At 69.8% G+C, this 3,160-nt stretch carries 3 protein-coding genes and 1 pseudogene; all 4 read left to right on the forward strand.

The features are described 5' to 3' along the window. Positions 1-165: pseudogene (locus B1H55_RS12960) on the forward strand (ABC transporter ATP-binding protein); the annotation flags it as partial. A gap of 26 nt (positions 166-191) precedes the next feature. Then, positions 192-1,028 (forward strand): ABC transporter permease subunit, encoded by an 837-nt coding sequence (locus tag B1H55_RS11890; protein ID WP_077239815.1) that lies wholly within the window; start codon positions 192-194, stop codon positions 1,026-1,028. Positions 1,029-1,039: 11 nt separating this feature from the next. Further along, complete coding sequence (locus B1H55_RS11895; protein ID WP_231952629.1) at positions 1,040-2,674, forward strand: sensor histidine kinase; 1,635 nt, start codon at positions 1,040-1,042, stop codon at positions 2,672-2,674. A gap of 361 nt (positions 2,675-3,035) precedes the next feature. Then, positions 3,036-3,160: ATP-binding cassette domain-containing protein (locus B1H55_RS11900; protein WP_143222406.1), on the forward strand; the 125-nt coding region annotated here is incomplete at its 3' end.

Raw genomic sequence — 3,160 nt, forward strand, 5'->3', positions numbered from 1 at the left:
ATCGGAGAACTCGCCGCCGCCCACAACATCACCCTGCACGAGCTGACCACCATCAAAGCCAGCCTCGAAGACGCCTACCTCGAACTCACCGGAAGCGCCACCGAATACAACACCGCCCCCGCCCAGGCCAACCAGCCCGCCACGCGCGCCACCCACCGGGCCTGACCCCGCCGACCCCAAGGAGAACTCCCATGACCGCCCTCACCGCCCCCGGCGCAGCACGGCGCGCCACCCGCGCCCCCCGCATCAATGGCAGGCAGACCTTCGGCCGCGCGCTGCACTCGGAATGGATCAAACTCCGCTCCCTGCGCTCCACCTGGGTCACCTCCGCCATCACCATGAGCATCACCGTCCTCTTCGGCGCCGGCATCACCATCGCCTTCGGCAAGTCCTCGGACCCCAAGCTCGCCGCCGAGGCGGCTGACGGCATCATCAACGGAACGCCCTTCGGGCAGATCGCCGTCGCCGTGCTCGCCGCCCTCATCATCACCGGCGAGTACGCCTCCGGCCAGATCCGCTCCACCCTGACCGCCACCCCCCACCGCTCCCAGGTCTTCGCAGCCAAAGCCCTGGTCACAGCGATCTTCGCCTTCCTCCTGGGAGCCGTGTCCGTCCTCCTGGCCTGGGCCATCTCCGCTCCGTTCATCGGGGACCACGCGGTGCCCCTGACCGACGCCGAGTACGCCGGCTACATCTGGGGGGCCGGCCTCGGCTTCGCCGCCATCGCGCTGATGAGCCTGGCCCTGGGATTCATCTTCCGCTCCACCGCCGGGGCGATCTCATTGGTGGTCGTCCTCCTCTTCGTCATCACCATCCCCTTCAGCCTCCTGTCGGCGCGGTTCGAGTGGGCTCAGAATGTGGCAGAGACCCTGCCGACCAAAGCTGTGACCGCCCTGACCGATCCCTTCTCCCGCACCGCGAGTTGGAACGGCTTCCTCGAGCACTGGCAGGGCGTCCTCGTGTCCTGCGCCTGGTTCGTCATCCCCATGATCATCGCTTACGCGGTCTTCTCCCGACGCGATGCCTGATTGATCGCCCGATGAGCGCAACGCCCCTCAACGGGCCCGCCGCAGCCCTCCCGGGGGCTGCGGCGGATCTCGCCGTCCCCGGGCCCGAAGCCGCTCCGGAGGCCCCGTCCCAATCCCCCTCCCCCGAGGGCGGCCAGGGCCGACGCCCCCGGCGCCTGCTCCTGCGCGCCATCGGGGCGTCCGTGCCGCCGATCATGGTGGACCTGCTCATCACCGTGGCGGTCGCGGTGTTCTCCTCGGCGATCACCCTCAACAACCTCCTCAGCCTCAAGACCCTCGCGGACGTCCCCACCGCTCGGCCCTGGCTGCCGTTCTCCATCGCCGTCGCCCTCCTGTGCTGCCTCTGCCTCTTCCTCCGGCGCCGCGCCACGCGCATCGCCTGGGCGATCGTGACGCTCGTCCTCCCCCTTCACTACGCCGCTCTCCTGGTCATCTGGCCCGTCGAGATACGGGCGACGACCACCATGGACATCGTCGTCTACTTCTACCTGCCGACGGCCTCGATCATCCTCGGGACGATCGCCGCCAGGAATCCCCCGCGCCACGGCTGCGGCGCGGCCCTCGTCACCACTCTGACCGCGATCCTCGGCCAGGCCTGGTTCGAGGCGGCGCAGGCGGGGACCGACCCGGTCCACGTGCTCTCCTCCCGGGCGATGATGCAGAACTCGTTCGTCTTCACACTGATCAACCTGTGCGGCCTGGTGGTCGGCCTGACGATCCACGCCCAGCGCGAGCGCCTCACCCGCGAGCTCGACCGGGCCAGGCGGACCGCCCTGGAGCGCGAGCAGGTCAGCCTGCTGGCGGTATCCGCCGAGCGCTCCCGCATCGCGCGCGAGATGCACGACGTCGTCGCCCACTCCCTGGCCGTCATGGTCACCATGGCCGACGGCGCGGCAGCCGCCCTCGACCGGAACCCCGAGATGGCCCGGCAGGCCATCGCGGCGCTGGCGGAGACGGGCCGCAGCGCCCTGGCCGACACGCGGAGGCTCGTCGGCGTGCTGCGCGAGGATCCTCAGGTCGGCGCCCTCACGTCCCGCGCCACCGGCGGGGCGGGCGATTCGACCGACATCGACGGCAAGCGCATCAAGGACCTCCCCGTCCCCGAGTTCGCCCCTCCCGGCACCGTCGCATCGCGTGAGCCCACGTCCGCCGTCGCCGACCTGCGGCGCGCCGCCGCAGCCCACGCGGACGGCGCCGGCGGCGACGCGATCCCCATGAGACCGGCCCCCGAGCAGGCGGATCTCCAAATCCTCGTCGACCGCTTCGCCTCCGCGGGGATCCCGATCACCTACTCCTGGCGGGGCCGCGATCTGCCGGATGACCGGGGGCTGCAGATGACCCTCTTCCGCCTCGCCCAGGAGTCCCTCACCAACGTGCTCCGATACGCTCCCACCACGAGCAGGGTGAGCGTCGACGTCGAAAGGCACATCGGGACCGCCGTGCTCACGGTGGACAACGACGCCGCTCCGGGCGCCGTCCCCATGCACGGCTCGGGGAAAGGACTCATCGGCATGCGGGAGCGCGCCGCCGCCTATGGTGGGAGCGTTCAAGCGGGCCCCAGCGCCTCAGGATGGCGTGTGCGCGCGGTCCTGCGCTGGGACGAGGAGGATCAGGAGGGATCCACGTCATGGCAGATGCCCATGTGAGCAGCTGAAGGATCACGCGGCATTCCGCGGCCCCGCCGGCCCCACTCGCAGTCACCGCATCGTCTGCCCATTGTTGGATGCTCCCTCATCGGACGGATCGCCCAGCAGTGGGCAGAAGTCGTCTATCCCGTGAAGCCCGGCGATCCGGCCATCTCCGCGAAGTCCGCCCAGTCGCCCCTGCGCCGCTCACACCACAGCATGACCGGCGTCAGCCCTGGGGTGGCGCCTCCCCCGATCGGTTCCCCCACATGGGCGATCCGTGCCGCACTGGGATTGCTTAAGGTTCAAGGGACAGGCACGGAAATGAAGAAGGTCGGCCCCGCTCGCGCTTTCCCTTCTTCACGCGAGAAAGGACCACCCCATGATTGAGGCACGTGGATTGACGAAGCGCTACGGCGACAAGCTCGCCGTGGACAACATCTCCTTCACCGTCGAGCCCGGCACCGTCACCGGATTCCTTGGCCCCAACGGCGCGGGCAAGTCCAC

Source organism: Actinomyces denticolens, assembly GCF_002072185.1.
Taxonomy (GTDB): Bacteria; Actinomycetota; Actinomycetes; order Actinomycetales; family Actinomycetaceae; genus Actinomyces; species Actinomyces denticolens.

Coding starts and splice junctions, on each gene's coding strand:
- B1H55_RS11890 (WP_077239815.1), top strand. CDS start 192: ATGACCGCCCTCACCGCCCCCGGCGCAGCACGGCGCGCCACCCGCGCC.
- B1H55_RS11895 (WP_231952629.1), top strand. CDS start 1,040: ATGAGCGCAACGCCCCTCAACGGGCCCGCCGCAGCCCTCCCGGGGGCT.